The sequence below is a fragment of the Corynebacterium antarcticum genome (assembly GCF_016595285.2).
In the GTDB taxonomy this organism is placed as follows: Bacteria; Actinomycetota; Actinomycetes; order Mycobacteriales; family Mycobacteriaceae; genus Corynebacterium; species Corynebacterium antarcticum.
Window position 1 is genome coordinate 347,474 of record NZ_JAENIP020000003.1, and the last position, 25,805, is coordinate 373,278.

25 protein-coding genes and 1 riboswitch are annotated in these 25,805 nt (G+C 68.9%); of the genes, 17 read left to right on the forward strand and 8 right to left on the reverse strand.

The window, feature by feature from the left end; genetic code table 11:
* Positions 1-11: 11 nt before the first annotated feature.
* The 4 genes from JIM95_RS08890 (at position 12) to JIM95_RS08905 (ending at position 2,176) form a co-directional block, all read left to right on the forward strand.
* Positions 12-383, forward strand: a complete 372-nt coding sequence (locus tag JIM95_RS08890; protein WP_200258876.1) for a F0F1 ATP synthase subunit epsilon — start codon at positions 12-14, stop codon at positions 381-383.
* A gap of 300 nt (positions 384-683) precedes the next feature.
* Positions 684-1,118, forward strand: a complete 435-nt coding sequence (locus JIM95_RS08895) for a DUF2550 domain-containing protein (protein ID WP_200258878.1) — start codon at positions 684-686, stop codon at positions 1,116-1,118.
* 51 nt (positions 1,119-1,169) lie between these two features.
* The gene (gene nucS / locus JIM95_RS08900; RefSeq protein WP_200258881.1) at positions 1,170-1,865 is read left to right on the forward strand and encodes an endonuclease NucS; all 696 of its coding nucleotides are present in this window, start codon (positions 1,170-1,172) and stop codon (positions 1,863-1,865) included.
* Positions 1,865-2,176, forward strand: a complete 312-nt coding sequence (locus tag JIM95_RS08905; RefSeq protein ID WP_234034646.1) for a hypothetical protein — start codon at positions 1,865-1,867, stop codon at positions 2,174-2,176. The genes nucS and JIM95_RS08905 overlap by 1 nt, the downstream gene beginning before the upstream one ends.
* Here the strand turns inward: JIM95_RS08905 and mce are convergent.
* A complete protein-coding gene (gene mce, locus JIM95_RS08910) occupies positions 2,173-2,634 on the reverse strand; it encodes a methylmalonyl-CoA epimerase (protein ID WP_410170770.1) in 462 nt (153 codons plus the stop codon). The genes JIM95_RS08905 and mce overlap by 4 nt on opposite strands.
* A gap of 70 nt (positions 2,635-2,704) precedes the next feature.
* Between mce and JIM95_RS08915 the strand changes: the two genes are divergently transcribed.
* Positions 2,705-3,031 carry a thiamine-binding protein gene (locus tag JIM95_RS08915; RefSeq protein WP_200258894.1) on the forward strand — a complete coding sequence of 109 codons (327 nt, stop codon included), beginning with the start codon at positions 2,705-2,707 and terminating at the stop codon, positions 3,029-3,031.
* A complete protein-coding gene (locus tag JIM95_RS08920) occupies positions 3,028-3,957 on the forward strand; it encodes a tetratricopeptide repeat protein (protein ID WP_200258897.1) in 930 nt (309 codons plus the stop codon). The genes JIM95_RS08915 and JIM95_RS08920 overlap by 4 nt, the downstream gene beginning before the upstream one ends.
* A gap of 87 nt (positions 3,958-4,044) precedes the next feature.
* Here JIM95_RS08920 and glgB read toward each other — a convergent pair whose 3' ends face one another.
* The 3 genes from glgB to JIM95_RS08935 all read right to left on the reverse strand — a co-directional run bounded on the left by glgB (position 4,045) and on the right by JIM95_RS08935 (position 9,331).
* A complete protein-coding gene (glgB, locus tag JIM95_RS08925; RefSeq protein WP_200258899.1) occupies positions 4,045-6,246 on the reverse strand; it encodes a 1,4-alpha-glucan branching protein GlgB in 2,202 nt (733 codons plus the stop codon).
* Positions 6,247-6,347: 101 nt separating this feature from the next.
* Complete coding sequence (locus tag JIM95_RS08930) at positions 6,348-8,381, reverse strand: alpha-1,4-glucan--maltose-1-phosphate maltosyltransferase (protein ID WP_200258901.1); 2,034 nt, start codon at positions 8,379-8,381, stop codon at positions 6,348-6,350.
* Positions 8,382-8,584: 203 nt separating this feature from the next.
* Positions 8,585-9,331 carry an iron transporter gene (locus JIM95_RS08935; protein WP_200258903.1) on the reverse strand — a complete coding sequence of 249 codons (747 nt, stop codon included), beginning with the start codon at positions 9,329-9,331 and terminating at the stop codon, positions 8,585-8,587.
* A 216-nt stretch (positions 9,332-9,547) separates the two neighbouring features.
* Here JIM95_RS08935 and JIM95_RS08940 point away from each other — a divergent pair, with 216 nt between their 5' ends.
* The 8 genes from JIM95_RS08940 (at position 9,548) to JIM95_RS08975 (ending at position 18,265) form a co-directional block, all read left to right on the forward strand.
* Positions 9,548-10,405: an ABC transporter ATP-binding protein gene (locus tag JIM95_RS08940; RefSeq protein ID WP_200258905.1), complete on the forward strand. Its 858-nt coding sequence runs from the start codon at positions 9,548-9,550 to the stop codon at positions 10,403-10,405.
* On the forward strand, positions 10,406-11,593 hold the full coding sequence (locus tag JIM95_RS08945; RefSeq protein WP_200258906.1) for a class I SAM-dependent methyltransferase: 1,188 nt from the start codon (positions 10,406-10,408) through the stop codon (positions 11,591-11,593).
* A 151-nt stretch (positions 11,594-11,744) separates the two neighbouring features.
* Positions 11,745-12,560 carry an electron transfer flavoprotein subunit beta/FixA family protein gene (locus tag JIM95_RS08950; protein WP_200258908.1) on the forward strand — a complete coding sequence of 272 codons (816 nt, stop codon included), beginning with the start codon at positions 11,745-11,747 and terminating at the stop codon, positions 12,558-12,560.
* A gap of 50 nt (positions 12,561-12,610) precedes the next feature.
* Positions 12,611-13,570 (forward strand): electron transfer flavoprotein subunit alpha/FixB family protein, encoded by a 960-nt coding sequence (locus JIM95_RS08955; RefSeq protein WP_200258922.1) that lies wholly within the window; start codon positions 12,611-12,613, stop codon positions 13,568-13,570.
* Positions 13,571-13,574: 4 nt separating this feature from the next.
* Complete coding sequence (locus JIM95_RS08960) at positions 13,575-14,708, forward strand: cysteine desulfurase family protein (RefSeq protein ID WP_248113625.1); 1,134 nt, start codon at positions 13,575-13,577, stop codon at positions 14,706-14,708.
* A gap of 125 nt (positions 14,709-14,833) precedes the next feature.
* A complete protein-coding gene (locus JIM95_RS08965) occupies positions 14,834-16,009 on the forward strand; it encodes a hypothetical protein (RefSeq protein WP_200258925.1) in 1,176 nt (391 codons plus the stop codon).
* Between the two features lie 118 nt (positions 16,010-16,127).
* A complete protein-coding gene (gene mnmA / locus JIM95_RS08970) occupies positions 16,128-17,231 on the forward strand; it encodes a tRNA 2-thiouridine(34) synthase MnmA (protein WP_200258928.1) in 1,104 nt (367 codons plus the stop codon).
* Positions 17,228-18,265 carry a uroporphyrinogen decarboxylase/cobalamine-independent methonine synthase family protein gene (locus tag JIM95_RS08975; protein ID WP_200258930.1) on the forward strand — a complete coding sequence of 346 codons (1,038 nt, stop codon included), beginning with the start codon at positions 17,228-17,230 and terminating at the stop codon, positions 18,263-18,265. Before mnmA ends, JIM95_RS08975 begins: the two co-directional genes overlap by 4 nt.
* On the opposite strand, the gene JIM95_RS08980 is transcribed toward JIM95_RS08975, so the two are convergent.
* Positions 18,262-18,525, reverse strand: coding sequence for a LuxR C-terminal-related transcriptional regulator (locus JIM95_RS08980; RefSeq protein ID WP_200258932.1), 264 nt, complete (start codon positions 18,523-18,525; stop codon positions 18,262-18,264). The two genes, JIM95_RS08975 and JIM95_RS08980, sit on opposite strands and share 4 nt — an antisense overlap.
* A gap of 574 nt (positions 18,526-19,099) precedes the next feature.
* Positions 19,100-19,771: a 3'-5' exonuclease gene (locus JIM95_RS08985; RefSeq protein WP_200258934.1), complete on the reverse strand. Its 672-nt coding sequence runs from the start codon at positions 19,769-19,771 to the stop codon at positions 19,100-19,102.
* 124 nt (positions 19,772-19,895) lie between these two features.
* Here JIM95_RS08985 and ligA point away from each other — a divergent pair, with 124 nt between their 5' ends.
* Positions 19,896-21,956, forward strand: coding sequence for an NAD-dependent DNA ligase LigA (gene ligA, locus JIM95_RS08990; RefSeq protein WP_200259429.1), 2,061 nt, complete (start codon positions 19,896-19,898; stop codon positions 21,954-21,956).
* Between the two features lie 19 nt (positions 21,957-21,975).
* Here the strand turns inward: ligA and JIM95_RS08995 are convergent, their stop codons facing one another.
* Positions 21,976-22,635 (reverse strand): ACT domain-containing protein, encoded by a 660-nt coding sequence (locus JIM95_RS08995; RefSeq protein ID WP_200258937.1) that lies wholly within the window; start codon positions 22,633-22,635, stop codon positions 21,976-21,978.
* 570 nt (positions 22,636-23,205) lie between these two features.
* Between JIM95_RS08995 and gatC the strand changes: the two genes are divergently transcribed.
* Positions 23,206-23,505: an Asp-tRNA(Asn)/Glu-tRNA(Gln) amidotransferase subunit GatC gene (gene gatC, locus JIM95_RS09000; protein WP_200258940.1), complete on the forward strand. Its 300-nt coding sequence runs from the start codon at positions 23,206-23,208 to the stop codon at positions 23,503-23,505.
* Positions 23,506-24,999: an Asp-tRNA(Asn)/Glu-tRNA(Gln) amidotransferase subunit GatA gene (gene gatA, locus JIM95_RS09005; RefSeq protein ID WP_200258943.1), complete on the forward strand. Its 1,494-nt coding sequence runs from the start codon at positions 23,506-23,508 to the stop codon at positions 24,997-24,999.
* Positions 25,000-25,088: 89 nt separating this feature from the next.
* Here gatA and JIM95_RS09010 read toward each other — a convergent pair whose 3' ends face one another.
* On the reverse strand, positions 25,089-25,409 hold the full coding sequence (locus JIM95_RS09010) for a hypothetical protein (RefSeq protein ID WP_200258945.1): 321 nt from the start codon (positions 25,407-25,409) through the stop codon (positions 25,089-25,091).
* A gap of 88 nt (positions 25,410-25,497) precedes the next feature.
* Positions 25,498-25,720, forward strand: a riboswitch (cobalamin riboswitch).
* Positions 25,721-25,805: the final 85 nt, after the last annotated feature.

Below are 25,805 nucleotides of genomic sequence, written 5' to 3' on the forward strand. Positions count from 1 at the left end.
GGGCGGGTCTCATGGCTGAAATCGCCGCTGAACTGGTCGCCGTGGAGCGGAAACTGTGGTCCGGCAACGCCACGATCGTCACGGCCCAGACCACCGAGGGTGAGATCGGCGTACTCGCCGGTCACGAGCCGATGCTCGGTCAACTGATCGAGAACGGCGTCGTGACCATCCGCCCGGTCGAGGGCGATCGTCTCGTCGCGGCCGTCCAGGGTGGGTTCATCTCCGTGTCCAAGGACAAGGTCACCATCCTCGCGGACTACGCCGAATGGGCGTCCGAGGTCGACACCGCCGCCGCGGAGATCGCCCTCAACGAGGACGACCATGACTCCCGGGCACGCGCCGAAGCCGGTCTGCGCGCCGTCCGGCGGAGTCAGGAGGGCTAGAGCCTCTGGCTCGATCCTTAACGAACGACGTGCCCCGGGGAACCATCAGAGGTTCCCCGGGGCACGTCGTTTTCCCGCGTGCGGTCGTTGCCGTGTCAATCAACTTGCCTGCCGCATTCATCCGGCGTGCTCGTTTACCTCCGTCAACCGGCTGTTTTCCGGCCCGGGGGACCCCCGTCGTCAGAAGTTCGTTGATCCGACGTGCCACGGGTAGGATCGCAGAAAAGCGGTGCATCAGGTGTCAGCGTCGCTGACGTTCCGGAGCTGTGCCGCCGCACCTTGGGCAAGAGGGAGTGATCGGTGGAATTCTTCTGGTACGGGCTGTTCACGTCACTGTGTGTTCTCGTCATCCTCGCGGGATGGCGCTTCCTGAGAGTCCGGGCTACGGGCTGCGGCATCCTTCTGCGGAGACTTCCGGCCGTCGGCGTCCACGGATGGCGGCACGGTGCACTCCGCTACTCGGGGGACGGGCTCGAGTTCTACAAACTACGTTCCGTCTCCCCCTCCGCCGATCTCCGATTCCCCCGCACCGGTGCCGTGGTTACGCAGCGTCGGGAGCCCACCGTCGCCGAGAGGGCGTTCATGCCCGCAGGCGTCCGGATCATCGAGTTGACCGTCCTCGACGACCGCTACGAAATCGCCCTCGACGGACACGGTGAAACCGCCCTGACGTCCTGGATCGAATCCGCACCGAGTGCCCGACAGGAACGACGGTTCCGGCCGCTCGACCGGTGACCGTGGCGGGCGCCGTCAACCGGCGCGGTACGGCACGCTAAACTACGAGGAATGCGACTCGTCATAGCCCGTTGCTCCGTCGACTACATCGGACGCCTGGAGGCGCACCTCCCGTCGGCCGACAGACTGCTCCTCGTGAAGGCCGACGGTTCGGTCTCGGTCCACGCCGATGACCGCGCCTACAAGCCGTTGAACTGGATGACCCCACCCTGCACGCTCCGGGAGGAGCCCGTGGAGGTCGACGTCGAGGAGGACGACGCCTGGCACACGCTCTGGATCGTGGAGAACTCCAAGGGAGAGCAGCTCCGGATCACCATCGAGAAGATCCACTCCGACGTCACCCATGAGCTGGGGCAGGACCCCGGCCTGATCAAGGACGGCGTGGAGGCCCATCTGCAGGAGCTTCTCGCCGAACAGATCACCACCCTCGGAGACGGGTACACGCTCGTCCGTCGGGAGTTCCCGACGGCGATCGGTCCTGTCGACATCCTCTGCCGGAACGCCGCCGGCGAGGCGGTGGCGGTGGAGATCAAACGCCGCGGCGAGATCGACGGGGTCGAGCAGCTGACCCGGTACCTCGAGCTGCTCAACAGGGACGAACTTCTGGCGCCGGTTCGCGGGGTGTTCGCCGCACAGCAGATCAAACCCCAGGCCCGGACCCTCGCGGAGGACCGCGGCATCAGGTGTGTCGTGCTCGACTACCAGGCTCTGCGGGGCACCGAGTCGTCCGAGCTGCGTCTCTTCTGATGCCCCGGCGCAACCATTCGAGGGGAGGGCGCCGCACCGGGCGCTCCAACCCGCAGGCCCCGCGCCCGCTGCCGAGGGACGGGGCGGTGTTCTACGGAACCCAGGAAATGTCCGGACCGGCGTACACCGGTGGGGCGCCGCATCTCGTGCGGAGGATCGGGTCGGCCGGGGCGCGGAAGTTCTACGTCTGTCCCGGGTGCAACCAGAACATTCCGCCGGGCCTCGCACACGTCGTGGCGTGGCCGAAGGATCTGGGGCGCGGCGCCGATGACCGGCGGCACTGGCACCGGCACTGCTGGGAAAGGCGTTAGTCGGACGCGGGCTCGGTGAGCTCGAGGAGGACACCGCCGGCGTCCTTCGGGTGGACGAAGTTGATCCTCGCGCCCCCGGTGCCGCGCTTCGGCTCGGGGTAGAGGAGCCGGACACCGTTGTCGCGGAGGTGTTCACACAGCGCGTCCATGTTGCTGGTGCGCAGGCACATCTGCTGCAGGCCCGGTCCCTTCTTCTCCAGGAACTTCGCGATGGTGGAGGACTCATTCAGCGGTGCGAGGAGCTGGATGACGCCGGCGGTCGGCGCATGGTCAGCGGGCCCGACCATCGCCTCGACGACACCCTGCTCCTCGTTCGTCTCCTGGTGGAGGTTCACCCAGCCGAAGGCGCTCCGGTAGAACTCGAGGGCCGCCTCGAGGTCGGGGACCGCGATGCCGACGTGGTCGAGGCAGGTGACGTACTCATGGGGGATATCGATGGGATTGTTCATGCCGACCATTTTACTCCCGTCGGAGCCCGACCGGGCCTCGTTCGGAGGAACGCCCGGCGGTCTTCGGTAGCCTGGGTCCATGATCGTCGCATTCTCAGTCGCCCCCACCGAAACGCCCGGCAGCAAGGCGGAGATGGCGGACGCCGTCGCCGAAGCCGTCCGGGTCGTCCGCGCCTCCGGCCTACCCAACGAGACCAACGCCATGTTCACCCTCATCGAGGGTGAATGGGACGAGGTCATGGACGTCGTCAAACGCGCCACCGACGCCGTCGTCGCCGTCTCCCCGCGGGTCGGGCTGGTTCTCAAGGCCGACATCCGACCGGGCTACACTGGTCAGTTGACCGCCAAGGTCGACGCCGTGAACCGGCGCCTGGCCGCAGCCGAGGAAAAGGAGAACGGACTATGACCACTCCCGAACGTTTCACCGCCGGAGCCGTGGACCTGGGCGAGATCAAGGCCCGGGCGGAGGCCCGCTCCCAGGCCCAGTCCCGGGGAGGGAACGACGGGGGAGGGATACCCACCTCCTTCACCGTCACCCGGTCGAACATCGAGTCCGAGGTCATCGAACGGTCCATGCAGGTTCCGGTCGTCCTGCTCATCGGCTCGGATGAGGTGGAATCCTCCCGGCAGCTGCGCGCGGACCTGACGGATCTCGCGGCGGCCGCGGGACATGACTGGATGTTCGGGTACATCGACGCACAGACCGCCCCCGAACTGGCGCAGATCTTCGGCGTCACGGCGCTGCCGACCGTCGTCGCCCTCGCCGGTGGACGACCGCTCGCGGACTTCCAGGGCGGCCAGCCGCAGTCCTCACTCCAGGAGTGGACCGCCGCCGTGGTCGGGGCCTGCGCCGGGAAGCTCCAGGGGCTCCCGCAGCAGAACGGCACCGAGGACTCCGCCGACGAAGAGGAGCCGGGGGACCCGCGCTTCGCCCCAGCGGAGGACGCCCTGGCGCAGGGTGATTTCGACGCGGCCATCGCCGTCTACGATGACATCCTGGCGAAGGAACCCGCGAACACGGACGCGAAACTCGCGCGGGACAACGCCCGTCTGCTCAAGCGCCTGTCCGGGGCGGATCCCGCGGTGGACGCCGTCGCCGAAGCCGACGCGGACCCCTCCGACATCGACAAGGCCTTCGCGGCCGCGGACGCCGCCATCGCCGCGGGCGATCCGGAACCCGCCTTCGACCGGCTCATCACGTTGCTCGCCTCGAACACGGGCGACCGGAAGGCCTCGGTCAAGGAGCGGCTGCTGGAACTCTTCGCGCTGTTCGCCACCGATGATCCCCGGGTCATCGCCGCCCGGGGCCGCATGGCCAGCGCCCTGTTCTGACCGACCGATCAACGAGACGGTGCCCCGTGCGACCCCTGTCATCAGGGGACTGCACGGGGCACCGTTTCCCGTGGTGGAACCGGTCGCCTAGCCGCGGTGGCGGTACCACTGGGTCGACATCGCCGGCACGTGCAGGGTCACCGAGTGCGGCTTGCCGTCCCAGCCGTAGTCGTCGGTGTGGACGACCGGGCGGAGGTCATTGCCTGCACCTGCGTACTCCGCCGAGTCGGTGTTGAGCACGAGCTCCCAGTCACCATCGACCGGCAGCCCGAAGGTGTAGGACAGCTGACTGTTGCCGCCGAGGTTGCTGACGCAGAGCAGCTCCTCGCCGCCGGCGCCGTGACGGAGGAACGCGAGGATGTTGTTCTCGGCGTCGTCGGCCTTGACCCAGTCGAACCCGTCACCGGTGAAGTCCCGGGTGTAGAGGGCCGGCTCGTCGACGTAGCGGTGGTTCATGTCCCGCACCAGGTCCCGGACGCCGGTGTGGTACTCGCCCTCCCAGCCGAAGAGATTGCCCCAGTCGAGAGAGCGGCTCTCCGACCACTCGGAGGTCTGCGCCCATTCGAGACCCTGGAACAGCAGCTGCTTGCCCGGGTGCGCCCACATGTAGGCGAGCAGGGTCCGGGCACCGGCGGCCTTGTTCCAGGAATCGCCGGGCATCCGCTCCCACAGGGAACCCTTGCCGTGGACGACCTCGTCGTGGCTGATCGGCAGGATGAACTTCTCGGAGAACGCGTACACCAGTGAGAAGGTGATCTCGTTGTGGTGCCAGCTGCGGTTGATCGGGTCCTCACCGAAGTAGCGCAGGGTGTCGTTCATCCACCCCATGTTCCATTTCATGGAGAAACCGAGCCCGCCCTCGGTGGTCGGCGCGGTCACGCCCGGCCAGGAGGTGGACTCCTCGGCGATGGTCAGCGCGCCCGGATGATGGCGGTGCACCGTCGCGTTCATCTCCTGGAGGAACTGCACCGCCTCCAGGTGCTCGCGCCCTCCGTGGATGTTCGGCAGCCACTCGCCGTCCTTGCGGGAGTAGTCGAGGTACAGCATCGAGGCGACGGCGTCGACCCGTAGGCCGTCGATGTGGAACTCCTCCAGCCAGTAGAGTGCGTTGGCCACCAGGAAGTTGCGGACCTCGGGGCGGCCGAAGTCGAAGACGCAGGTGCCCCAGTCGAGCTGCTCGCCACGCCGCCAGTCGGGGTGCTCGTAGAGTGCGGAGCCGTCGAACCGGGCGAGCGCCCACTCGTCCTTGGGGAAGTGCGCGGGAACCCAGTCGACGATGACCCCGATGCCGCGGGCGTGGAAGGCGTCTACCAGTGCGCGGAACTCATCCGCCGTACCCCACCGCGAGGAGGGGGCGTAGTAGCCGGTGACCTGGTAGCCCCAGGAACCACCGAAGGGGTGCTCGGCGACCGGCATGAACTCGACGTGCGTGTAGCCCATGTCGGCGACGTAGTCGACGAGTTCATCCGCCAGTTCGGTGTAGGTCAGGCCGTACTTCCAGGAACCGAGGTGCACCTCGTAGATGCTCATGGGGGACGCGTCCCAGTCGGTCGAGTCGCGCTGCTCGAGCCACCCGGCGTCGCGCCACCGGTAATCCGATTCCGCCACGATCGAGCCCGTCGCGGGCGGCGCTTCGGTCAGGCGTGCCATCGGGTCCGCCTTGTCGAGGCGGGTGCCGTCGTGAGTGTGGATCGCGTACTTGTACACCTCGCCGGCGTACACGCCGGGGACGAACACCTCCCACACACCGGAGGATCCGAGCGCGCGCATCGGCGTCTGGGACGGGTTCCAGCCGTTGAAGTCGCCGATGACGGCGACGCCCGCCGCATTGGGCGCCCACACCGCGAAGGAGGTGCCGATGACGGGGCCGAGGACCGTGTCGTAGCGGCGGACCCGCGCGCCGAGCACCTCCCAGAGGCGCTCGTGGCGTCCCTCGTTGATCAGGTGGATGTCGGTCTCGCCCAGCGTCGGGAGGAAGCAGTATCCGTCGGCACGGGTCACGGTGCCCCCGCCGGACCAGGTGATGATCAGTTCGTAGGCGACCGAGGTGGTGTCCGGGAGGGCGGCGACGTAGACGTCGTCGCCGATGGGCTGCATGTCGACGGGCTCGCGTCCCTCCACGTGCAGCTGGACCCGTTCGGCTCCGATCTGGCGGGTCCGGATCACTGAACCCGACTCAGTGTGGTGCCAGCCGTAGACGCCGTGGGGGTCGTGGTGGCGGCAGGTCGAGAGCAGCTGCCAGTCGCCGTCGGCGATCAGGAGTCGGTCGGGGACGTTCGGGGAGTTCATGGCGGTGTCCTTAGAGGGGTTGACTGTGGCGCGGGGGCTGGCGGATCGGCGCCCGGGGCGGGCCGCTGCTGTTGCACGGTACGCGGCACCCGGGCGGGAAGCTAGGCCCGGTAGCGGTCGATCCGGCGCCAGGCGAGCTGCTCGCGGCGTTCGGGGTCCACCGTGGGGAGGATGAGGAGGTGCGCGACGTTGTTCCACGGTTCGAGGCGGACGTAGTTGTGCTCGCCCCAGAGGTAGTCGGCGCCGCTGATCTCATCGTGGACGTCGAACATCGCGCCCGGGTCGAGCCCCAGGCGTTCGAGGTCGAGATGGACCGTCGTCTCCACCGCGTTGTAGGGGTCGAGGTTGACCACGACGAGGACCGCGTCACCGGACACCGGATCGACCTTCGAGTAGGCGATGATCTGGTCGGAGTCGGTCGCGTGGAAGTCCAGGATCCTCAGCTGCTGCAGGGCGGGGTGTTCGCGGCGGACCCGGTTGAGGGTGCCGATGAACACCGAGAGTGAGTCGCCGGATTCCTCCGCGGCGGCGTAGTCCCTCGGGCGGAGCTCGAACTTCTCGCTGTCCAGGTACTCCTCGCTGCCGGGCTTGAGAGCCCGGTGCTCGTAGAGCTCGTAGCCGGAGTAGACGCCCCACAGCGGCGACATCGTCGCCGCGAGTACGGCCCGCAGGGCGAACATACCGCGTCCCCCGTACTGCAGTGAGGCGTGCAGGATGTCCGGGGTGTTGACGAAGAGATTGGGGCGGCACACATCCGCCATCCGGGAGATCTCCTCACCGAACTCGGTCAGCTCCCGTTTCGTGGTCTGCCACGTGAAGTAGGTGTAGGACTGGCTGAATCCCGCCTTCGCCAGACCGTACAGGCGGGGCCGGCGGGTGAAGGCCTCGGCGAGGAAGATGACCTCCGGGTGCTTCTCGTGGACGGCGTTGATGAGCCATTCCCAGAAGTTGGCCGGCTTGGTGTGCGGGTTGTCCACGCGGAACGTGGTGACGCCGTGGCCGACCCAGAACAGCACCACCCGGAGGACCTCCCGGTAGAGCCCGTCGGGGTCGTTGTCGAAGTTCAGGGGGTAGATGTCCTGGTACTTCTTCGGGGGGTTCTCCGCGTAGGCGATCGTGCCGTCGGGCAGCACCGTGAACCACTCCGGGTGCTCGGCGGCCCACGGGTGATCCGGGGCACACTGCAGCGCGAGGTCGAGGGCGACCTCCAGACCGAGTTCCTCCGCGCGGGACACGAGAGCGTCGAAGTCGTCGATGGTGCCCAGCGCGGGGTGCACGGCGTCGTGGCCGCCGGCGGTGGAACCGATGGCCCACGGTGAACCGACGTCCTCAGGAGTGGGGGTGAGTGTGTTGTTGCGGCCCTTGCGGTTGATCTCACCGATGGGGTGGATCGGCGGGAAGTAGACGGTGTCGAAGCCCATTCCGGCGACGCGGTCGAGTTCGGCGGTCGCGGTGGCGAAGGTGCCGTGCACCGGCCGGCCGTCCTCGTCGACGCCGCCGGTCGACCGCGGGAAGAACTCGTACCAGGAGCTGAACAGCGCCTTCGGGCGTTCGACCTTGATCTTGCGGGTGATGCCGCGGGTCAGCAGTCCGCGGAGGGGATGGCTGTCCAGCAGATCGACGAAGTCCGCCTCGAAGGCGGGGGCCACGGCCTCGGCGGGGGAGATGTCCTCCCGGCGGAGACTGTCGACCACGGACGTGAATTCGGGACGGCGCTTCTTCGGAGCCCCCTCGGCGGCACGGAGGAACAGGCGCGCGCCGATCTCCAGGTCGTTGGCCAGGTCCGCGCGGGTCTGGCCGGCGTCGATCTTGGAGGTTACCGCGTGCCGCCAGGTGGCGACCGGGTCCGACCAGACGTCGATGCGGAAGGTCCACGTCCCCGGAGCATCCGGGATGACGACGGCGTTGACCTGGTCCTCGTCGTGCGGGCTGGTGTGCATCGGGATGCGGACGGTACGCCGGAACCCGGGCGAGGCTTCGGGGCCCCGGACGTTGAGGGTGGCGGAGATCGCGTCGTGTCCCTCGCGCCACGCCAGACCTGAGATCGGTACCACCTCACCGACCACAGCCTTCGTGGGGTGTCGACCCCCGGAGATCACGGGGCGGACATCATCTAGGCCAAGGCGATTAGTCACTGTTTCCTCATTCGTGGTTGTCCGGTTTACCCCGGCTCACGCCGGTGGACGGTGGATCGACGGGGTGCCGCGGTCGATTCCACCGGTGCTCAACCAAGTCTAGTTGAGTGCTCCCGGATGTACCCGCCTGATTCCGACCCCGGCATGCGGAACCCCGGGCACCCGTCATGGTGCCCGGGGTTCCGCATGCCGGAGGGGGATTGTCAGGAGTTGTCCGCTACCGGATCATCCACGATGCACTTGAGCTGCTCGCCGGTGTAGAGCATCTCCATCTTGACGGTGATCGGTTTGAACCATTCGTGTTCCTTGACACCGGTCCTGCGGTCGATGTGCAGCGGGTAGTGCTCCGGGGCCTCGACCTTGAGCGTCAGGGTGAGGTGTGCGGGGTCGTCGAGTGTTCCGACCAGGCCCTTTGCTTCGGCGGTCCGGGGGATGTTCGTTCCGTAGTGAGAGCCGTCGACCGCGTTCATCTCCATGAACTTGCCTGACACGATCTCCTTGCCGTCCGCGTCCGTGATCTTGTAACTGATCCGGAGATCCGCGGGGGTCTCCCCGACGGACCAACCGTAGTCCTCGCCCTTCTCGTTGGTCTTGACGTCCGCTTCGATGTGGGCGATCGAGTCCTTGTACGAGGGCATGCTTTCGCCGTTGTTGTTCATGTAGGCGGGCTGGAAGTACGCCGCGTCGATGTCGAAGGGGCCCGCGGTCGTGGAACCGATCGGAATCTCGTGGTTCTCACCGTCATCCTCCGGGGTACCGCACACGGAGGCCTCCAGACGGGGGTCCCCGGCCTGTTCACCGGACTGCCCGGAGGTTGCCGCGGCAGCTGTGGTGGTGGATTCCTCGGCGGATCCCTCGGTGCCGTCCGAACTGCAGGCTGTCAGCGTGGTTGTGATTGTGGTGGCGGCGACAGCGATGGCCGCAGCCTTCCTCATCAGGCGCTTATTCATCTCTTCTCCCTGTGGAAAATGGTGGATGGTGGTCTCGGTCGGGACAGGGGGAGGCGAGGTGTCTCAGGCGACCCGGCTCGGAGGAACCATGGAAATCGGGACCAGATCCCTGAAAAGGGACTGCCCGAACGGAGTCAATGATAGGTTTGGCTCACCTTCAAGTCAAAGGGGGTGCGGTTTCCACCCCGGACGTGGCAGACGCCCAACCGGTTCCGGATGGTCCATGATGGAGGGGTGACTGTGAATGAGACCGAAACCGACCTGGATCTGCTCATCGATTTCCGCGACGTGTCCTTCGTCCGTGACGGTGCCACACTCGTCGGGGATGTCACCTGGCAGGTGGAACTCGACGAGCGGTGGGTGATCATCGGACCGAACGGGGCGGGGAAGACTACCCTCCTCCGGATGGCTTCGGCAGAGGAGTACCCCTCCGACGGGGTTGCCTTCATCATGGGGGAGCGGATCGGGCGCACCGACATGCGTGACCTGCGTGCCATGATCGGGGTGTCGTCCGCCGCCCTCGGCAACCGCATCCCACCGACCGAGGAGGTCGGGGACCTCGTGGTCTCCGCGGGCTACGCCATCCTCGGCAGGTGGCGCGAGGAGTACGACGAGCGCGACCTCGAGCAGGCGCGCACCATCCTCGAGCAGGTGGGCGCGTACCACCTGCAGGGACGCACGTGGGGGACCCTCTCGGAGGGGGAGCGCAAGCGCGTGCTCATCGCCCGTGCACTCATGACCAACCCGGAGCTCCTCCTCCTCGACGAGCCCGGGGCCGGCCTGGATCTGGGCGGGAGGGAGGACCTCGTCGGACACCTGGGGGAACTCGCGCTCGATCCCGACGCCCCGGCGATCGTGATGATCACCCACCACGTCGAGGAGATCCCCGCCGGCTTCACCCACGCGATGCTCCTCGACGAGGGGGCCGTTGTCGCGCAGGGACTCATCGACGACGTCCTCACCGGAGAGAACCTCACCCGCGCGTTCCACCAGCCGATCCAGCTCGACCGGATCGGCGGCCGCTACTTCGCCCGACGAGCGCCCCGCGCCGGGCGTGGGAGCCACCGGAAGTAGATGTCGTACACGCTCGAGGAGGTCGACTTCCTCCGGTCCCACCGCCGGGAGATAGCGGACGTCACCGCGGAACTCGCGCTCACCCGCCGCAGCCTCATCGCCGACACCGAGGTGCTGCGCAGGCACTTCGGAGGGCACGCGCGCGCCGTCACCGAACTCGTCGCCGCCCGCCGTTCGACCACCGGCAAGCTCCCCTCCGACTGGCTGATGTGCGGCGAATCCGCTCAGCAGGCGACCCCGCCCGTCGTCGCCGTCGTCCGGGCGCGACGCATCGCGGAACACCTCGGACCGGGGGCACGGGTGCACGACGTGACCTGCTCCATCGGAACCGAGCTGCCGCCGCTGGCCGACGCGGGACTGTCCGTCACCGGATCCGACCTCGACCCCGCCCGGGCCCGGATGGCCCGGGTCAACACCGGCGCCGGCGTCCTGGTCGCCGACGCCCTGGTCCCGGCCCTGCGCCCGGGAGCCGTCGACGCCGTCGTCGCGGACCCCGCGCGCCGGGCGGGAGGTCGCCGCATCACCCGCCCCGACCAGCTGCTCCCACCGCTGCCCGAACTGATCGCCGCCCACGCCGGGACCCCGGTGGCGGTGAAGTGCGCACCGGGGCTGGACTTCAGCGGATGGGACGGCCCCGTGAGTGTCGTCAGCGTCGACGGCGGGGTCAAGGAGGCGTGCCTGTATTCACCGCAACTCGGCGGCGGCGAGCGGCGCGAGGCGGTGATGATCTCCACGAAGTCGGGGACCGGTCCGAACCTCGACCGGATCACCGACCTCTCCGGGGACAGTGACGGGGAGAGCCTCGCCGGCCCACCCGGCCGGTACATCATCGACCCCGACGGTGCCGTCGTCCGGGCGGGGCTGGTCCGGCACTACGCACTGCGCGAGGGGCTGTGGATGCTCGACGACCGGATCGCCCACCTCACCGGTGACCGCATCCCGGAGGGCAGGACCGGATTTCCATTCATCGAACAGGCGCCGCTGAAGAAGCTGAAGGCGGTTCTCCGGAACCACGGATGCGGCGCGCTGGAGATACTCGTGCGTGGCGTGGACATCGATCCGGACAAACTCCGCCGGAACCTCAAACCCGCCGGTGAACGCCCCATGGCTGTCGTGGTGACCAGGATCGGTTCAGCCGGCGTCGCCCTGGTCTGTGGTCCCCGGACCGGGGGCGTTGACCGCAGCTGACAGGTTGTTCGCCCGGTGGCGACGGGAGCGTCCACGGCGGCTAGACTGGCGGCCAGCCTGGGAGCCGTGGTGTCCCCTCCGCCACCGGAGGGTTGACCCACGGACGACCACGAAACCCGTCACACCTGAAAACAAGGAAGGCCCACACCGCATGCCCACGATCGTGGTACTGGTCAAGCACGTCCCCGACACCTGGTCGCAGAAGAAGCTGTCCGAGGACTTCACCCTCGACCGCGACAACGTCGATGAGGTCATCGACGAGATCAACGAGTACGCCGTCGAGCAGGCGCTGAAGATCCGCGAGGCGGACGCCGACGCGGGATGGCGGGTCGTCGCGCTCACCGCGGGAACCGGCCGCGCGGAGGAGGCGCTGCGCAAGGCGCTCGCCATGGGCGTCGACGATGCCGTCCTGCTGTCCGACGAGGGCATCGCCGGTTCGGATCTGCCCGGTACGGCATGGTCGTTGACCTGCGGTATCGATGCGGCGACGTCCGCCCTGGGGCTGGACGACCTCAAGCTCATCGTCACCGGCAACCGGTCCTCGGACGGACTGATGGGGGGAATGGCTGGAATCCTCTCCGAGTACCGCACCATCCCCGCGCTGACCCACCTGCGCAGCGCCACCGTCAACGCCGCGGAGGGGACCGTCACGGGTGTCCGGGAAACCCCGCGGGGTGAGTTCGAGCTCGCCGCCACCCTTCCGGCGATCATCTCGGTCACCGACCAGGCCGACCGTCCCCGGTTCCCCAACTTCAAGGGCATCATGGCCGCGAAGAAGGCCCAGATCACGCGCCTGTCCCTGGCGGACACCGCCGCCACCGCGGAACAGGTCGGGGGAGCCCACGCCGCGACCGCGGTCACGGCCGCCGCCGAACGCCCCGAGCGCAGCCAGGGTGAGATCATCCGCGACAACGGCCGGGCCGCCGTCGCCATCGCCGACTTCCTCGAGTCCCGGAACCTCATCTAGTCGCACGTCCCGCCCCGCAGATCCACGCAACCCCAGGAGTAGAACCCGCAATGTCCCACGCATACGTACTGGTCGAGCACACCGACGGCGCGCTCGACGAAGTCACCGCAGAACTGATCACCGCCGCCCGCGCATTCGGGGCCGTCAGTGCCGTCGTCGTCGGAGCCCCGGGAACCGCGGCTCCGCTGGCCGAGGCCCTGGCCGCGGCGGGTGCCGACCAGATCGTCGCCGCCGAGGGTGCGGACGTCGGCGAGCGGCTCGTCCTCCCCGCGGTCGACGCCCTGTCCATCCTCGCGTCCTCGAACCCCGCCCCGGTCCTCGTCCCCTCGTCACCCGCCGGTGACGAGATCGCCGCCCGTCTCGCCGTACGCCTGGGGTCCGGCGTCCTGTGTGACGTCGTCGGGGTCAACGCCGACCGCACCGCACAGCAGTCCATCTTCGGTGACACGATCTCCGTCACCGCCGCCGTCGGCGGCGAGTGTCCCATCTACGCCGTGCGCGCCGGAGCCGTCGACGCGGATCCCCGTCCCGGTGCCGGGGAACTCGTCACCCTCGAACTGCCCGGCGCAGGGGAGAAGGACGTCCGTGTCACCGGATTCACCCCCGCCGAACGCGGCGAGCGACCCGCCCTCGCACAGGCGAAGATCGTCGTGGCCGGTGGCCGCGGTGTCGGGTCCGCCGAGGGGTTCACCGACATCGTCGAACCACTCGCCGACGCGTTCGGCGGAGCCGTCGGTGCCACCCGTGACGCCATCGACCATGACTGGTACGGCGGCCAGTACCAGATCGGACAGACCGGTGTGTCCGTCTCTCCGGACCTCTACATCGGTCTCGGCATCTCCGGCGCCATCCAGCACAAGGCCGGTATGCAGACCTCCAAGACCATCGTCGTCGTCAACAACGACGAGGACGCGCCCCTGTTCGAGATCGCCGATCTCGGCGTCGTGGGGGACCTGTTCAGCATCGCCCCGGCACTCACCGAGGAGATCAAGCGCCGCAGGCAGGGATAGTTCCGTGCCGGAATCGCTGCACTACCTCGACCACGCCGCTACCGCCCCGATCCGCCCGTGCGCCGTGGCTGCGTGGGCTGATACCGCGCGACTGCTCAACCCCGGCGGTCAGTACGCGTCCGGGCGTCTCGCCCGGGCGGCCCTCGAGGAAGCCCGGGAACGGATCGCCCACGCCCTCGGCTGTGAGCCGATAGAGGTCATCTTCACCGGTTCAGGCACCGAGAGCTGCAACATCGCCGTCCAGGGGCTCTGGCGTGCCGCGGGTCGGGGAAGGATCATCTCCACCCCGATCGAACACCCGGCCGTCGCGGAGACGGTCAAGGCACTGGCCGGGGAAGGCGCCGGTCTCGACCTGCTTCCCGTGGGGCCCGGTGGCGTGGTCGTCCCGGACTCCCGGCTGGACACACGGGCGTCACTGGCCACGTGCATGTGGGCCAACAACGAGACCGGCGCGATCCAGCCCGTGGCAGAGATCTGCGCCCGCGCCGCCGCCGGGACACCGGTGCACGTGGACGCGACCCAGGTCGTCGGACACCTGCCCGTGGACTTCGCCGCACTCGGCGCGACCACGCTCGCCGCCGGGGCGCACAAGTTCGGCGGGCCACGCGGGGTGGGACTGCTCATCGCCAGACGCTCACCCGCTCCGGCACCTGTTCTGTTCGGTGGGGGACAGGAACGCGGCATCCGACCCGGCACCGCCGACGTGGCGGGTGCCGTCGCGACTGCCGCGGCCCTCACCGAGGCGGTCTCCGAATTGAGTGGGGCCGCCGCCCGGATCGCCGAACTGCGAGACCGGCTGCAGGCCGGGATCCTGGACCGCGTCAACGACGTCCTGGTCCACGGCGCGGACGTCGACCGGCTCCCGGGGCACCTGCACCTGTCCTTCCCCGGTGCGGAGGGCGACAGCCTGATCATGCTGCTGGACAGCGCGGGGATCGCCTGTTCCACGGGGTCCGCCTGTTCCGCCGGTGTGAACAGGGCCAGTGATGTGCTGCTGGCGATGGGGGTCAGTGAGCATGACGCCCGCGGGGCCGTGCGTTTCACACTCGGTCCCACGAACACCGAAGCCGACGTCGATCGGGTGCTCGAGGTCATCGCCGACGTGGTGGCCCGGGCGAGGCTCGCGGGGATGGCCTGAGGTTTACGACCGGTCGATCGGTGCGGCCCCGTGATCGACCGGGCCGGTATCCGACATCGGTGACGGCCAGATCCCGGGCCGGTAGCATGGGCCCGTTCCGCGCACCCGACGAACGGAGATCGAACATGTCAGCTCAAACCGGCCAGCATCCCCTGTTCCTGTCCCTCGTGGCACTGGCGCTACCGATGTCTCTCGTCGCTGCGTGTTCCTCTGTCCCCGCTGACACCACCGTGGCAGAACCCTCGGGGAGCCCGATGGAGATGACGACGGGCGAGTCGACCACCGGCCGCGATGACCGGTTGATCGTCGTGACCGGCAACGATGACGCGACCGAGGTGGGTTCGGTCTCGCCCTCTGATGGGACCGTCACCACCCTGACGTCCGGCCCCGGATCGATCCGCCCCGCGATCGTCCGACTCGCCGACGGCGCCGTCGCCGTCGCCGAATCCTCCGGCGTGACCGTCTTCGATGCCGCCCTGGCGGAGATCACCCATGCCGGGGGCGACGCCACCGGATTCGTCACGGACTCCGTCAGCTCGGAGGACGGTCACGGCGCCACCTTCGCCTATGCGGTAGGTGACGGCCAGTACCCGGACCGGCACCTCATCGTCACAGTCACCACGGACGGTAAGACCTTCACCACAACCTCGGACTCGGTTCCGGTCGGATTGACGAGGTGCGCCGACGGACACATCGCCTGGCTGGAGGCCGCCTCCCCGGCGCCGAGCTTCGATGGCGGGGAGCTCGGCAAGGATGTGGCCGTCTCCCGCATCACGGCATCAGGTCCGGAGGACATCCGTTCGGAGGTGCTCCCCGCCGGACCTGCCCCGGTGTGGGGCCGTGCCGGCTGCGACGACACGGTGAGTTGGGTGTCCGGTGACGGTACGGCCGTGACCGTCGACGGCGGTGAAGCCACCCGCACCACCGTCGACACCTTCCGCCCCGCGTCCGAGGTCCGGGGCATAGACACCTCCGAGGGCACCGCGGCCGACGGCTCGATCCACCGCATCAGCGGCGATGGGTTGGTCGAAAGCTACACCTTCACCCCGGAGCCCCGGTTCCGCAGTGTCGGTTCCGAGCTCACCGGGATCGCCGGGGCGACGGTCACCGGTGACGGTGACGGTCGCGCGCTCGGTGTCGCCTGGGGCGGTGATCCGTCGACCGGCCCGTTCTCCGTGACGGCGTTCGATCCCGACGACACCACGTGCACCGCGGACCTCGGGACGGTCGCCCTCCCCGCGGGCATGTCCCTGCTCGCCGCGACGGTCCTGGGAGAGCCGGAACTGTCCTGCGGGCGGTGAGTCTCACGCGGTTGGGAGGATCCCTCCATCGGCCGCTACCCTGGGGCACGGCTCACCGCGCGGTCAGCGTGGTACCGGGCCGTGAACGGGAACAGGGAGAAACGGGAGGACAGTGACGATGCGAGTACTTGCGGCGATGAGCGGCGGCGTCGATTCCGCCGTCGCCGCAGCCCGGGCGAAGGCAGCCGGGCACGACGTCACCGGAGTCCACCTCGCGCTCTCCCGGGACCCGCAGACCGTCCGGGAGTCCGCCCGCGGTTGCTGCTCGCTGGAGGATTCCGCCGATGCCCGTCGTGTCTGTGACGCACTCGGCATCCCCTTCTACGTCTGGGACTTCTCCGAGCGGTTCCGCGCCGAGGTCATCGACGACTTCATCGACTCCTACGCCCACGGGGAGACTCCGAACCCCTGCCTCCGGTGCAACGAGAAGATCAAGTTCACCGCGCTCCTGGAGCGGGGCGTGGCGCTCGGATTCGACGCCGTCGCGACCGGCCACTACGCCCGGCTCACCCAGCCGTGTGACGGTGGGGACGGCTACCTGCGGCGTGCGGTCGATCCGAACAAGGATCAGTCCTACGTTCTCGGTGTACTCGGTGCCGGCGAGATCAGCCGCTGCATGTTCCCGGTGGGCGACACCGTCAAGCCCGAGATCCGTGCCGAAGCCGCGGCGATGGGTTTCGCCGTGGCTAAGAAACCCGATTCCTACGACATCTGCTTCATCCCCGACGGTGACACCCAGGCGTTCCTCGGACGCCACATCGGCCTGCGCCCCGGCATGGTCGTCGACGAGACGGGACGCGAGCTCCGTGACCACGACGGCGTCCACGCGTTCACCATCGGCCAGCGCAAGGGCCTGCGACTCGGGGAACCGGCCGCCGACGGCCGACCCAGGTACGTCACCGACATCGACGCCGCCACCGGGACGGTCACCGTCGGGCCGCGGGAGAAACTCGCGGTGTCGGTGATCCACGCGGACCGGCTCAAGGTCCTCCATCCCGGCATGACCGGTGAGTTCGACTGCGAGGTGCAGGTGCGCGCCCACGGCGGGGTGGTCCCGTGCCGGGCGCGGGTCGACACGGACGGCGACGCGATGGAACTCGCGCTCCGCGACCCGCTCTCCGGTGTCGCCCGAGGACAGGCCGCCGTGCTCTACCTCCCGGACCCGGGCGGGGACATCGTCATCGGCTCCGGCACGATCAGCGGGACGGAGTCCGCCGGATGACCGCGGACATCTCCCGGAGCCGGGGTTTCGGTCTCGGCCCGATGCCCGGTACGGACCCGGCGGCGGCCGCCGAGATAGTGCTGGGGGAGACCGGGGATCTCCCGGCCTTCCCCGAGCTACCCGCTCGCGGGGTGGGATCCGATCCGGTCGGACGCACCGCGGCCCTCCTGGCGGGACTGTACGTCGAGCCGGGGCCCAGGGCCTGGCGTCTGTGCGCCAGGCCGCAGCTGCTCACCCGGCGTTCCAGGGACCTCGTCGAGGCCGATCTCGACACCTGCGGCGACGTCTGGGGATCCGGGGTTTCGGCACTGAAGATCCAGGTGACCGGGCCCTGGACGCTCGCCGCCGCGATCGAACTCCCCGACGGCCACCGGGCCATCACCGACCGGGGAGCCCTCAGGGACCTCACCGGCGCCCTGATCCACGGCACGCTCGAGCACGTGGCGGACGTCCACCGTCGATTCGGCTCCGCAGTGGTGGTCCAGGTGGACGAACCCCTGCTCGCGGACGTGTGTCGGGGAACTCTGCGGGGAACATCCGATTACGACACGATCCGCGCGGTGCCCGGCCCGGACGCAGCTGAACGGCTGCGTGCGTTCAGCGGAGAACTGCGGGACGCCGGGGTGTCCGAGGTACTGCTCAACCTCACCGCGGCACCGCCGCTCTGGGAGGTCGCCGGTGTCAGCGGTGCGGACACCGTTCTCCTTGATCCACGGCACGTCAAGGACGCAACGCATCTCGACGGTCTCGGTACCGCTGTCTCGGAGGGCGTCAGGGTGGGATTGGGCGCCATTCCCGTCGGTCTCACCGGCTTCCCGGCCTCCGGGGATCTGAACGGGCACTCACGGGAGGTTGCGGTGCGGATCGCCCGTCTCTGGGACGAACTCGGGCTGCACCGGAATCAGCTCACCTCGATGGTTGACGTTCATCCCCGGGCGGGCCTGTCCGCCGTGCCCGCGGATGTCGCGGTCCGTGCGCTGACCGCATCCCGGACCGTGGCGGGAATGCTCACCCGGGATGCCGGCGACCTCTAGTCGCTCTCCTCCAAAAAGCCGTCCTCGAGCATCCTCGCCTTCATGGCGGACTTGGTCCCGGCGTCCCGCCCCAGCGCTTGGTACTTGTTCCTCACGTTGGTTATGTGGCTGCGCACGGTGTCCTCGCGGATGGTGAGGTGCCTGGCCGCGACGGCCTTCGAACGGGACCGGAACCAGGTTCGGGCGACCTCGACCTCCCTCCGGGTCAGGTGGGGTGTCGGTCGCGCGGTGTCCCGGGTTGAATCCAAGATCTGGGTCATGGTTGATCCCTCTGTTGTTTTCACCAAGGTGGTCGACGTGCGTGCGTACTCGGACATTGATGCCGTCAAGCACTGATCGTCGCATTGCGTCAGCACGGTTCCAACCCGTCAATTCCTAGGGCACGGGCTCACCCTGACCCGGCGGGGGCCTTGTTTCCCCTGGTTGGAGGGAGAATCGGCAGGCACGATGGTTTTGCGGCCTTAATGATGTCTCGGAAGATCTCACCCGGGCTCCCCGGTTTTACCGGATCGGGGGTGATTTATGGGGGTGTTCTCCCCGGCTTCTCCCCGTTTCCGGGCGATCATCCCCGTCGAGGTGAGGGAACGGACCTCCCACCCGGGCACCGCATCCTCCGGCGCCCGGACCCACGGTCGGGCACTTTCCGCTGCACGTGGTGACCGCCCCGGCCGCCGTGCCGGCCGGGGCCGGTCCGCTCCCCGCGCGGCCTCTGAAGACCCGGAGACGGCTGCTGCGCGCATGCGCGTGTCGGGCGGAGTCGCATCACCGCCCGGCAGGTGGAGGAGTCCTCGTCCCCGGCGTCCGTGGAACCCCTGTATCGGGATCCGGCACTGATCAGCCCCGCATCGGCCACGAGGTGCTGATGTCCGAGGCATCCCGACCGCGTCCCTCGAAGTAGCGCTTCAGGCTGGTCTGCGAGTTGTGGTGCCAGACGGCCTGGTTCTCCATGAGCTCGTCGGTGTCCATGGACACCAGTTCCGGCCACTTGCGGGCCTGGACCCATGCCACGCGGGCGGCGGCGACCGCATCGGAGGTGGCCTCGTGGGCGTTGTCCAGGCGGACCTTGTAGTGCTCGCACAGGGACCCCAGTGTCCGGCGGCCCTTCCGGTAGGGATCCTTCGCCCGGTCGATCACGTAGGGGTCGAACACCGGTCCGGTGACGGTGAAGTCCCCGGTGAGTTTCCGCAGCACCGTCAGATCGTAGGCGGCGTTGAACACGATCAGCGTCAGTCCCTCCGACCAGCCCCTGCGGATGCGTTCGACGGTCTCCGCGAGGACCTCGTCGTGCGGGCGCCCGTGCTCGCGGGCGTACTCGGTGGTGATTCCGTGGATCTCGGAGGCCTGCGCGGGAATCTCCACCCCGGGATCCGCCAGCAGTTCGACGGGGTCGACGTTCCCGCCCTCGATGCGCACCATCGCCGAGGTGACGATACGGGCCTCGATGGGGTTCGCTGACGTGGTCTCCAGGTCGAAGGAGAGCATCGCTGAGGGGTCGAAGTTCGTCATGCCACAACCCTAGACAACACGTCACCGGGCCGTGTCCGACGGGGCGACGGGGCCCGTCGGAGGGGTCGTTAGACTGGCAGCCGTGAATCGAAGCGACAACACCCCCGGAGACCGAACCGACGCGATCGGGGACGGTGACGACACCGGGCTCCGCAGGCGGTGGACCGAACTCGCGGAAAAGGTCCGCCACCACAGGGATCTCTACTACAACGACCAGCCGTCGATCCCGGACGCGGACTTCGACGCCCTCTTCCGCGAGCTCCAGCAGCTCGAGGCCGAGCACCCGGAACTCGCGGTCCCGGACAGCCCCACGATGGAGGTCGGAGCACCGGTCGACGGGACCTCCAGCTTCGCCAATGTCGAGCACCCGGAGCGGATGCTTAGCCTCGACAACGTCTTCGACACCGGGGAACTGGACGAGTGGCTGGCCCGCACCCCCGCCGCCAGGTACCTCACCGAGCTCAAGATCGACGGCCTGTCGATCGACCTGGTCTACCGGGACGGGCGCCTCGAGCGTGCCGCCACCCGCGGCGACGGGCGGATCGGCGAGGACATCACCGCCAACGCCCGGGTGATCGACGACATCCCCCACGAGCTGACCGCGACCCCCGACCACCCGGTGCCCGACCTGCTCGAGGTCCGGGGTGAGGTATTCATCGCGATCGAGGATTTCGCCGAGGTCAACGCCCGCCGGATCGCCGACGGCGGCAGACCCTTCGCCAACCCCCGGAACGCGGCAGCCGGCTCCCTGCGTCAGAAGAACACCGCGGACGTGCGCAAACGTCGCCTGCGGATGATCTGCCACGGAATCGGTGCGGTCGAGGGATTCGCCCCGCGGTCGCAGTATGACGCCTACCTCGCGCTCGCGGACTGGGGGCTGCCGGTCTCGCCGTACACGAGGGCCGTCGACTCCGTCGACGAGGTCCACGAGCGGGTCCGGTACTGGGCCGAGCACCGGCACGACGCGACCCACGAGATGGACGGGGTGGTGATCAAGGTCGACGATCTCGCAGCCCAGCGCGCCCTCGGCTCGACATCGCGGGCCCCCCGGTGGGCCATCGCCTACAAGTATCCGCCCGAGGAGGTCACGACCCGCCTGGTGGACATCCAGGTCGGCGTCGGCCGCACCGGCAGGGTCACGCCCTTCGCCGTGATGGAACCGGTCCTCGTCGCCGGATCCACCGTCTCCATGGCGACCCTGCACAACCAGACGGAGGTGCGCCGCAAGGGGGTGCTGATCGGGGACACCGTGGTCATCCGGAAGGCCGGGGAGGTCATCCCGGAGGTTCTCGGGCCGGTCGTCGAGAAACGCGACGGGACGGAACGTACCTTCGTGTTCCCCACGCTCTGCCCCGAGTGCGGGACCCGGCTCGCCCCGACCCGCGCCGAGGACGCCGACTGGCGTTGTCCCAACGCCCGCAGCTGTCCCGGCCAGCTCTCCGCACGCCTGACCTACCTCGCCGGCCGTGGGGCCTTCGACATCGAGGCGCTCGGGGAGAAGGGGGCCATCGATCTCATCCGGAGCGGGATCCTCACCGACGAGTCCGGGCTCTTCGCGCTCACCGAGGACGCACTGGAGCGGTCATCGGTCTACACCACGAAGGCCGGGAAGGTGAACGCCCAGGGCCACAAGCTGCTGAAGAACCTGAGGGAGGCCGCGGAACGGGTCGAGCTGTGGCGCGTGCTCGTCGCCCTGTCCATCAGGCACGTCGGCCCCACCGCCGCGCGGGCGCTCGCGTCCAGGTTCCGGTCCCTGGAGGCGATGCGTTCAGCGGATGTCACCGAGCTCGCCGAGACCGAGGGCGTGGGGGAGATCATCGCCCGGAGCTTCCTCGACTGGTTCGGGGTGGACTGGCACCGCGCGATCGTCGACGCATGGGCGGAGGCCGGGGTCACCATGGAGGACCCGGTCGATGAGCTCCCTGAGCAGACCCTTCAGGGCCTGACTGTGGTCGTCACAGGGGCGCTCGGGAATTACACGCGCGACAGCGCGAAGGAGGCCATCATCTCCCGGGGAGGGAAGGCCTCCGGGTCGGTGTCGAGGAAGACCGACTTCGTGGTCGTCGGGGAGAACGCCGGATCCAAGGAGACGAAGGCGCGGGAGCTCGGCCTGACGATCCTCGACGAGGCAGGCTTCGACCTGCTCCTGGCGGGAGGGGCGCAGGCGGTGGCGGCCGGGGACTGAGTGCCCGCGACCGTGGCCGCTACTTCAGGATAGAACCGATGATGTCGCCGAGGTGGCCCAGGTGCTCGACCTCGCTGGCGAGGAAGTCGGGCCCGCCGGGACGGCCGACGACGAGTGCCAGACTCGTCCCGCGGATCGGCGTGGCGGCGAGCGCCGAGTCCAGCAGGGCCCAGGAATCCGGGATCCAGGTGTCCCGGTCCGGGTCGAGGACACGGGCCGTCCCGATCGTCGCCTGCGGGTTGGAGCCGTCATCCTCCGGAGCGGCCTGCGACGCTGCGATCCGGTTGAGCCTCGGTTCCGTGTCGACGACGACACCCCACCCGGAGGTCATCGTCCGCGGGAGCACGGTGACCAGCTCGGTCATCGCCCGGTTGATGTTCCGACGGTGCCTGGCCACCAGTGCGAGCATCTCGATCTGGCCGCGCCGGTCTACCGTCCCGGAGAACGGACGGATCGAGTCGACCTGGACGCCGTCGACCTGCTCGGCGGCGCTGATCAGGGAATCCGGGAGCAGCGTCGGGGGAAGGGAGACGACGATGTCGTCCATCGCGGTGCCGTCCGGGAACGTCGACACGACGTCGACGGACTGGATGTTGCCCTCCACCAGGCCGAGCGCCTCCGCCACTTGGCCGAGGCTTCCCGGGACGTCGGGCAGGAGCACGCGGAGGAGGTAGGACATCGTCAGCAGGTGACCTTTCGCGGGTTGTCGTCGTTCTTCCGTGGTACGGGGCCGGTCGGCCCCGCGGGAGAGTGCCGCCGGAAGGCCCGGAAACTGTTCCCGGTCCGGATGTGGCGGGCACCGGTTCACACAGACAACGCCCGTGGGGCCGCCGAAGTTCCCGCGGGTTCCGGTGACCCGGTGCCGCGAGTTCATTTGATTCGGCATCCCCCGGTCACCGTGGCGGAGCGGCGGTGACCGGCGGTCTTTCCCGGCGGCGGTCGGGGGCTGACACCACGAGAGCCGCCGTCGCCGTGCGTCGCGCGACGGCCCACCGCGGCCCGGCGGGTCGGTCCTGCGCCCGGCGGACGGGGACGGGACCTCCGTGGCGGTGTCGGGGACGGTGCAGGTCCGCCCCGGCGGCTTCCCGGCGGCTGGGCGGCGGGTGTGCCGGGGCCGTGCGTTAAAGTGGTGTGCACACCAAGCAACGGACGTACCGGTCCCCGCCCCGTGTGGCCCCTCGATGCCGCCGGAATCACGGGGTAGGGTGCGCTCCGACGTGACTAAGACGTGAAAAGAGGAAGCACAGACGTGTCCCAGATTTCCCGTGAAGAGGTGGCACACCTCGGCAAACTGTCCCGGTTGGCCCTCACCGACGAAGAGCTCGACGCCTTCGTGGAGCAGATCGACGACATCATCGCCAACGTCAGCGCGGTCCGGAGCGTCGACGCCTCGGACGTCGAGCCGATGAGCCACCCGCACGCCATCCAGACCCCGATGCGTGAGGACGTCGTGCTGCCGACCCTCTCCGCAGAGCAGGCGCTCGATCAGGCGCCCGCCGTCGAAGAACAGCGTTTCCAGGTTCCGCACATCCTCGGGGAGGAAGACTAGATGACCACCGATCTGCGCTACACCGCCTCGGGCGACGAACTGACCAGGCTTTCCGCCGCCGAACTCGCCGGGAAGATCCACTCCCGTGAGGCCACCTCCGTCGAGGTCACCCGCGCGCACCTCGACCGGATCAACGCCGTCGACAGTGAGATCCACGCCTTCCTGCACGTCGGCGAGGAGGAGGCACTGGCCGCCGCCGCCGAGGTCGACCGCGCCCTCGACGCGGGCGAGGAGCCGGCCTCCGCGCTGGCGGGCGTCCCGCTCGCGTTGAAGGACGTGTTCACCACCACCGACGCCCCGACGACCTGCGGCTCGAAGATGCTCGAGGGCTACATGAGCCCCTATGACGCCACGGTCACGGGGCGGATCCGTGCCGCGGGCATCCCGATCCTGGGCAAGACCAACATGGACGAGTTCGCCATGGGCTCCTCCACCGAGAACTCGGCCTACGGCCCGACCCGCAACCCCTGGGATCCGGAGCGCACCGCCGGCGGTTCCGGTGGCGGCAGCGCCGCCGCCCTCGCCTCCGGTGAAGCACCGCTCGCCATCGGCACCGACACCGGCGGTTCCATCCGCCAGCCGGCCGCACTCACCGACACCGTCGGCGTGAAGCCCACCTACGGCACCGTGTCCCGCTACGGGCTCGTCGCCTGCGCCTCCTCCCTGGACCAGGGTGGCCCGACGGCCCGCACCGTCCTCGACACCGCGCTGCTGCACGAGGTCATCGCCGGCCACGACCCCTTCGACGCGACGAGCGTCAACCGTCCCGTCGCCGATGTCGTCGGGGCCGCCCGCGCCGGGGCCTCCGGTGATCTGAGTGGCGTGAAGATCGGTCTGGTCAAGCAGTTCGACCGCGAGGGATTCCAGACCGGTGTCCTCGACTCCTTCCACGCCGCCGTCGAACAGCTGAAGAGCCAGGGCGCGGAGATCGTGGAGGTCGACTGCCCGCACTTCGACGAGGCGCTCGGCGCCTACTACCTCATCCTCCCGTGCGAGGTGTCCTCCAACCTCGCCCGCTTCGACGGCATGCGCTACGGCCTCCGCGAGGGCGATGACGGCCAGCGTTCCGCCGAGGAGGTCATGTCGCTGTCCCGTGCCGCCGGGTTCGGCCCCGAGGTCAAGCGCCGGATCCTGCTCGGCACCTACGCCCTGTCCGTCGGCTACTACGACGCCTACTACCTGCAGGCGCAGCGGGTGCGCTCGCTCATCGCCCGGGACTTCACCCGCGCCTACGAGCGGTGCGACGTGCTGATCTCCCCGACGACGCCGACCACGGCGTTCAAGCTGGGGGAGAAGGTCTCCGACCCGATGGCGATGTACAACTTCGACCTGTGCACGCTGCCGCTGAACCTCGCCGGTGTGTGCGGTATGTCGCTGCCCTCGGGTCTCGCGGCGGACACGGGGCTTCCCGTCGGTCTGCAGATCATGGCCCCGGCGTTCTCCGATGACCGCCTCTACCGGGTCGGTGCAGCGTTCGAGGCCGGCCGGGCCTGACACTCCCTCGTTGACCGTCTGCACGAAGAGGGGTCGGTATCCGGATCCGGATACCGACCCCTCTTCGTATGCCCGAGCGGCTTGTGGGCCTAGTCGCGGTCGCTCGCCAGGTACGCGGTGGCGGCTGTTGCGCCGGTGACGGTGAGTACGGCGGGCCAGGAGCCCATCTTCTTCGCCAGGGGATGCGAGGCGCCGAACGCCCCGACGTAGAGGGCGGTCAGGGCCGTGGCCGTGACGGGCCCCTTCTTCGCCGCCCAGCCGCGGGCCGCCCAGACGCCCGCCGCGCCGAGCAGTACCCCGCCGAGGGGCCGGATCCCGGTCTCGCGGGCGGTGATCCACCCACCGATGAGCCCGGTGGTGACCACGGCTGCTGTGTTGACGTCTTCGGCCTTCTTCAGTGTCATGTCCATGCCCACCACCTTAGAACGTGCGCACTCGGGCGGGGGAGGTGTGAGTGAATCTGCTGCGGTCGTGGCCCACCCCCTGCTACGATTTCAGGGATTCTTCCAGTGAGCCGGTCGGGCAGCAGTGCCCGCGAACGAAGAGGCAACCCGGTGTGAATCCGGGACTTGCGCGCAGCGGTGAGAGAGAAGTTCCACGGAGTGTGACCGACCGCCCCCAAGGGGCGTCGGGGTCACTGGCGGTCGATACCGCCGGGAAGGCCGGTTCCGTGGGGCGGTGATCCTCGAGTCCGAATACCTGCCGGCTCAGCTAGTTCAGAGGTCCGTGCCGCGCGATCCGGTGCACCCAGATGGCCCGGATCGTTCCGGGCGAGGAGCGTAAGAGTGACTGACTTCCGTCACAAC